Source organism: Acidiferrobacteraceae bacterium, from assembly GCA_037388825.1.
GTDB lineage: Bacteria > Pseudomonadota > Gammaproteobacteria > Acidiferrobacterales > JAJDNE01 > JARRJV01.
In genome coordinates this window covers 1-6,672 of sequence record JARRJV010000117.1, presented here as the reverse complement: position 1 = coordinate 6,672, position 6,672 = coordinate 1, and the positions used below count along the sequence as shown (strand labels likewise).

The 6,672-nt window shown below is 60.1% G+C and carries 6 protein-coding genes; 4 read left to right on the top strand and 2 right to left on the bottom strand.

The genetic code is table 11. The annotated features are described in order from the left end of the window. Positions 1-2,827: 2,827 nt before the first annotated feature. A complete protein-coding gene (locus tag P8X48_13085; GenBank protein MEJ2108236.1) occupies positions 2,828-3,859 on the bottom strand; it encodes a pirin family protein in 1,032 nt (343 codons plus the stop codon). A gap of 252 nt (positions 3,860-4,111) precedes the next feature. On the opposite strand from P8X48_13085, the gene P8X48_13080 reads away from it, so the two are divergent. The 3 genes from P8X48_13080 to P8X48_13070 all read left to right on the top strand — a co-directional run bounded on the left by P8X48_13080 (position 4,112) and on the right by P8X48_13070 (position 5,705). Then, positions 4,112-4,324, top strand: a complete 213-nt coding sequence (locus P8X48_13080; protein MEJ2108235.1) for a hypothetical protein — start codon at positions 4,112-4,114, stop codon at positions 4,322-4,324. Between the two features lie 203 nt (positions 4,325-4,527). Then, positions 4,528-5,040: a TIGR00645 family protein gene (locus P8X48_13075; GenBank protein MEJ2108234.1), complete on the top strand. Its 513-nt coding sequence runs from the start codon at positions 4,528-4,530 to the stop codon at positions 5,038-5,040. 23 nt (positions 5,041-5,063) lie between these two features. Next, complete coding sequence (locus P8X48_13070; GenBank protein MEJ2108233.1) at positions 5,064-5,705, top strand: class I SAM-dependent methyltransferase; 642 nt, start codon at positions 5,064-5,066, stop codon at positions 5,703-5,705. 87 nt (positions 5,706-5,792) lie between these two features. Here the strand turns inward: P8X48_13070 and P8X48_13065 are convergent, their stop codons facing one another. Next, positions 5,793-6,287: a hypothetical protein gene (locus P8X48_13065; protein MEJ2108232.1), complete on the bottom strand. Its 495-nt coding sequence runs from the start codon at positions 6,285-6,287 to the stop codon at positions 5,793-5,795. A 114-nt stretch (positions 6,288-6,401) separates the two neighbouring features. Between P8X48_13065 and P8X48_13060 the strand changes: the two genes are divergently transcribed. Further along, on the top strand, positions 6,402-6,672 hold a 271-nt coding region (locus P8X48_13060; GenBank protein MEJ2108231.1), incomplete at its 3' end, for a hypothetical protein.

Sequence of the window (6,672 nt, the reverse complement as noted above, 5' to 3'; positions counted from 1 at the left end):
GTCGATCAAACTGAAGTTCGTCCTGCGCGTGTACGACAAGCTCGGCCACTATGACGAAACCAGACCGCAGTCCCTTTGGCTGGTGAGTCGCAAGGACCTGTTGCGGCCGACGGACCCGCAGGCCACCGCGCAGCAACTGGCGCAGGCCTATGGCGCGAACCAGTTGCAGCGGCAGGATATTCCGCTGCGCGGCGGTGCCGTGACGGTACATGGCGAGGCGGTGCCGGCGGGCCACCGGGTCTGGGTGATGGGAACGCGCACGCCGGTGGGCAAGCAGGGCAAGTTCGTGAGCCAGCAGATCGTGCCGGACAACTTGCTCACCGCCGAGGTGGCGGTGCTGGACGCCGCCGGCAACGGCGAACTGTATCAACGCGATCTCAGTGTCGATACCGGGCGTTGGTACTACGTCGGCATCGCCGATTTCACCGTCGCTCAGGACAGTACCACGGGACCGGCGGCACTGGTCACCGGTGATAGCACTCACTACAACAACGGCACCAGCACGGATGGTCGCCTGGCCTTCTACGTGAAGGGCAAGACCCGGCATGACGTGGAGATCACCGCCAGTGCCGATACGGAGGAGATGCCGCTGGGGCAGTTGTTTACCAGCTTCATGGACAAGAACCCGCAGGTTCTGCTGCGGCGTCTGGACGCAAAATACTACTATCCGACCTACGGCGACGAGAGCAACACCGTCGAGGATGCGCCTACCCAGGGCAAGTTCTATCTCAAGGCGAAGAAGGACGATGACTTCGCCGTGTGGGGGAACTTCAAGGCCGAATGGCTGGATACGGATCTGGCCCGGGTCGATCGCGGTATGTACGGCGCCTACGGACACTACGAGAGCAAGGGCGCGACGACGAGCGGCGATCGCAAGACCCGCCTGGACACCTTCGCCGCCGAGCCCGGTACCGTACGGGCGCGGGAGGAATTCCGCGGTACCGGCGGTTCCCTGTACTTCCTGCATCACCAGGACATTACCCTGGGTTCGGAGAGCGTGTGGGTGGAGGTTCGCGACGCGGATTCCGGACTGGTGTTGACCAGTCACCGCCTCACGCCGGGAACCGACTACGACATCGATGCCATCCAGGGCCGCATTCAGCTGACCGCGCCCTTGCCATCAACGGCCGACGGCAGCGTTCTGGTGCAGTCCAGTTCCCTCAGCGGCAACCCGGTGTACCTGGTCGCGCACTACGAATACGTACCGGGTTTCGATCAGCTGAACGACGTGGCCTATGGCGCACGCGCCTCCCACTGGTTCGGCGATCACGTGAAGGTGGGTGTCACCGGCACCGCCCAGGATCAGCTCGGTCAGCGCCAGACCCTGGCCGGTGCCGACCTGACCCTGCGTAAGGACGCGGGTACGTATCTCAAGCTGGAGAGCGCCGCTACCCAGGGCCCGGGCCTGGGCGAGCAAAGTTCTCTGGATGGCGGCTACAGCTTTAGCCAGATTCCCCAGGATACCAATCCCAATGCCCAGGCCCGCGCCAACCGTGTCGAGGCCGCGGCCGATCTGCATTCCCTGTCCGACAAGCTGAACGGACGGATGACGACGTACTACCAGCAGCGCGACGCCGGCTACTCCGCGCCCGGGCAGGTCACGCTCAAGGACACCGAGCAGTACGGCGGCACCTTCAATCTGGCCCTGGGCAAGAAGAAGGCGTCCTCGCTCAAGGTGAAGATGGATGCGCGCAAGGAGACCCTGGGTTTGAGCACGCAGGCACTCAGCGCCGATCTGACCCGTCCCCTGAATGAAAACTGGACCGTGGTCGGCGGGGTGCGTCACGATACCCGCAAGGACGACTCCACCGTTGTGCCGGTGACCCAGACCGAGGGCAGCCGCACGGACGCGGCGGTCAAGTTCGTCTATGACAGCAAGAAGGACTGGAAGGCCTACGGTTTCGGTCAGGTCACGGCCGAGCATAGCGGCACGCGTGATGCCAACAACCGGATCGGGGCCGGTGGCGATTACAAGACCAGCAAGCGCTTCGTCCTGCACGGCGAGGTTTCGGACGGGGACCTTGGTCCTGCCGCCAAGGCCGGGGCGGAATACATGGTTTCGGACAAGTCGAAGCTGTATTCGACGTATGCGCTGGACAACGAACGCGATGACTTCGGTGTGCAAAAAGAGAAGGGTACCTTCACCTCCGGTTTCCGTACCCAGACCTCGCAAAACCTCAGCATCTACGGTGAGGAGAAATATACCTATGGCGATGTTCCAACCGGATTGACCCATACCTACGGCGTCGACTTGGGAACCAAGAAGAGTTGGCGTTTCGGTGCTTCGGCGGAGGTGGGGACTCTGGTGGACAATCTCACCCATGCGCCCCTCGACCGCACCGCATTCAGCCTGTCGGCCGGACGGACCAGCAAGGCCATGACCTATACCGGCGCCATGGAGTACCGGACCGACAAGACATCCACGGACAAGCGTGTTACCTGGCTGCTCAAGAACAAGCTGAGCTATCGCACCAGTCCCGACTGGACCCTCATCGGAAAACTGAACCTGTCCGACAGCACCAGTACCCAGGGTGAGTTCTACGCCGGACGCTTCGCCGAGGGCGTACTTGGTTATGCCTATCGTCCGGTGGAATCGGACCGCTTCAACGCGCTGGCGAAGTACACCTACTTCTACAACTTGCCGTCACCCGACCAGGTCAGTGCCGCCGGTATCAGCGCCGACTACGTGCAACGCAGCCAGATCGTGTCCCTGGATGCGTTGTACGACCTGACCCGTCGCTGGAGTATCGGTACCAAGTACGCCTACCGCTTCGGCCAGATGGCCACGGATCGCGCGAATCCGGTGTTCTTCAACAGCCGCGGCCAGCTAATCATCCTGCGGGCGGACTGGCACTTTGTGCGTCAATGGGACATGAGTGTGGAGGCGCGCCAGCGCGACGAGATCGACGCCGGTGACTCCCGTGCCGGCGCGCTGGTCGGTATCTACCGCCACATGGGCAACAACCTGCGAATGGGCGTCGGCTACAACTTCACCAACTTCTCGGACGACCTGACCAACATGGACTTCAACAGCCAGGGCTGGTTCATAAACGTGGTCGGCAAGTTCTAGCTTGGGCTTCAGGCCGATTGGGCGGCCGGCGAGTACCAGCAGATCGGTAGTCTCGCCATCGTCAGCAACCGACACAGTGACAACGTCGCCTTCGCCCAATACCGCCAGTTGTCCCTCACGCACGCGAACGCCATCCGATGCAAGCGTTGCCTCGCCACGAACGACGTAGACCAGGCCATTGTGGTCCGCCGGGACCGACTGCGTGATCCGGCCGCCGGGCTCCAGGGTGAAGTGGAGATAGACAATGGGCGTGTGGGTATCAATCACCGCACCGGTACCCATGGATTCACCGGCAATGATGCGTACACGCACCCTGCCATCGCCGCTGTGTGCCTCGGGAATTCGGTCCCTTGGCACTTCCTGGTAACGCGGCGCGATCATCTTGTCGGCTGCCGGCAGATTCACCCAGATCTGAAAACCGTGCATGGTGCCGCCCTCCTGCATGAAACGCGGCGAGGGTAATTCGGAATGGACCACGCCGCTTCCCGCGGTCATCCATTGCACGTCGCCGGGACGAAGGCTGCCGCTGTGGCCACCGGAATCCTTGTGTTGCATCTCGCCTTCGAGCAGATAGGTTACGGTCTCGAAGCCGCGATGGGGGTGATCCGGTGCGCCGATTCCTTCACCGGGCCCCCATGCCACCGGGCCCAGATGGTCCAGCAGCAGAAAGGGATCAACATCGAGCAGGTCGGCGGTTGGGAAGGGCCGGCGTACGGGGAACCCTCCACCCTCAAGTGTACGGACCGAGTGGACCACCCGTGCGATCTTCCGTTCTATTGCGTCGTTCATCGGCATGTCACCTCGCTGCCATTCTGAAGATTGTGTTCGGCGCGACGGTCTTCAAGTGCAGGTCTCGGAGAAAAATCCGGCATCGGGAGCCTCTTGTGTATAGATTGTGTAAACAAACCCAATGTCGATCTGATTTTCAGATCGTCACAATTACATTTTCGCGCTTTCCATTGCCTGTCACAAATCGTTAACTGCGACGCGACATGCCGCAGTGGTGTGTCGTCTCGACTACCTCTTGAGGAGAACGCGAACATGAAGAAGAGATACGCGGTGCTTGGCGCCGTAGTGATGAGTCTGGCTCTCACCGCCCCGATCGCCAATGTCTACGCCGGTACGAAGGCCGAATGCAAGGCCGCGCTGAAAAAGTCCGGCCTGAAGGACAAGAAGGAGCGTCACAAGTTCTACAAGGAATGTCGTGCGGGCAAGACGGAAATGAAGAAGGAAGCCGCACCCGCGGCGAAGTAAGTCTTCTGCTGGTAGCGCATTGACCGAATCCCCCGGCTGATGCGGGCAAGCAATCCGCCTCCCCGGCAGGGGAGGCGGTTTTTTGTTGATTCTGAGGCTTTTTTTCGCGGTCCGCACCGCTGCTTGTTGCTCCGTGGAGATTTTGTCAGGATCACGGTTCCACGACCCGCATCCTTGTACTGGCGAACCCCTGGAGTGATTCGATGAAGAAACTGGAACACGCGCTAGAGCTAATGATGTTCAACAGCCGATGGCTGCTCGCACCTTTTTATATTGGGCTGGTCTTCAGCATCGTGATCCTGATTGTGAAATTTGGCCAGGAGTTGGTTCATATCGTCCCGCGCCTGTTCGTGGCCACGGAGAGCGAGATGATTCTGGCGATTCTGACGCTGGTGGACGTGTCGCTGATCGCCAACCTCTTGCTCATCATCATCTTCAGCGGCTACGAGAACTTCGTCTCCAAGATTGACGTGGGTGAACACGTGGACCGCCCGTCCTGGATGGGCAAGGTGGACTTTTCCGGATTGAAGATCAAACTGATCGCTTCCATCGTCGCAATCTCGGCCATCGAGTTGCTGAAGTCTTTTGTAAACGTAGCGGCCATGAACAATACCCATCTGGCATGGAAGGTCGGAATTCATCTGACCCTGGTCTTTTCCGGTGTCATGTTCGCCCTGATGGATCGCATCGCCGAGAGCAAAAAGGAACACGACTAGGAACTCAGACGGAGGACAAGGGAGTGAACTGTTGCGGACACAACCAATCCACCGGCAGGCTGTTTTCCTTCATGGCCCGGCGCCTGGGCAAGCGCTATCGAAAGAAAGGATTTACCGATACCCAGCGACAAATGGTCGAGGGTCTGCGGCGCGAAGGTTTCCAGGGCGCTTCGCTGCTGGAGATTGGTTCCGGAGTTGGATTCCTGCATCAGTCCCTGCTGAGGGAGGGCGCGGGGCAGGCAACCGGCGTGGATCTGGCGCCGAAAATGCTGAAGGAGGCGCGCCGGTTTGCGGCCGAAGCCGGGCTGTCGGAACGCACCCGATACATCGACGGGGATTTCGTTGCCCTGGCCGATGACATCGAAGCCGCGGACATCACCATTCTCGACAAGGTCATCTGCTGTTACCCCGATGCCGATGGCCTGGTCCACAAATCGCTTGCCCATACGAACCGCGCGATTGCGCTCACCTATCCGAGGGTCCGCCTGATGACGCGCATCGGTTCCATGTTGACTGCGGTGATGATGTGGATGATCCGGTCCGATTACCGCAACTACCTCCATGATCCGGAACAGGTCCAGGCCTGGATCGAAGAAGCGGGTTTTCGCAAGGACTATGAGAACCAGAATACGGTCTGGCTTACCCAGGTTTACGCCCGCCCCTGACAGCTACCCGCGCAGTTGGGCCACCTGGAGGCACGGTGAAACTGCTGAACCGGCGAGCCATCGACCGGCGTCAGCCGAATCAGCCGGCTAGTGTCGGGATGCCGGTGATCCGCGGGAAGGCTGCACCAAGTGCAGACCCATGCGCTCGCGTTGCATCATTTCCTCGGACACCGGGCAGCGACTGCGATCCTTCGTTTCGAACACGTAGGCCTTGTCTTGTTTGAAGCCCTTCGTCTGTGCAGCAATACGGATATAAAGGGTATGTCCGTTGTGCTCGCGGTAGATATACTCATTGGCGGGGTAAAGCACACCCGCTTCGTCGGCGTCGATCGCATAGTTGCGCGCGCGATTGATCGCGGTCCCTTCTATTCTCTTGTGGCAGTCCTCGTCCACACGCAAAACGAAGCGGATTTTTCGCTTCGACAGGAAATGGATTCCTAGATACTGTTGCGTCTCCGAATCCTGGTAGCGGAACACGATGGCGCTGGGGTCGTTGCCCTCGGGCAGATCTTCCTGCAGGAGTCTTGCGGAGGCAGGTGCAATGCAGGCGAGGAATACCAGCATGTGAAAAAGTCGGCCCATGGATGCATTGTACCGTATCGCACGGGCTATTCGACGGTAACCCCGATTTCGTTCTACCCTTGCGTGGGCTATAGTGGAGCCACGCAGCAACGTCCTGGTAGGCGTCAACAATAGGTGGAACAAAAGGCTTTCGCTCTGGCGCACTTGCGCAAACCGTTGATTGTGGTCCTGCTCCTGGCGGCAGGGTTCCTGGTTCATGTCAGCGGACTGCTGGACGCACGGGAAGCTCTGAATTGGGCGCGGGGTTATGCCGGCAGCTGGTTTCTGGTGCTGGCCCTGATTGGCCTGCAGGTCATCCTGTATATGTTCGCCTTGCCTGGATCTTTCGTGCTGTGGGTTGCCGCGCCCCTGTACCCGCCCGCTATCGCGGCCCTTGTCCTATCCA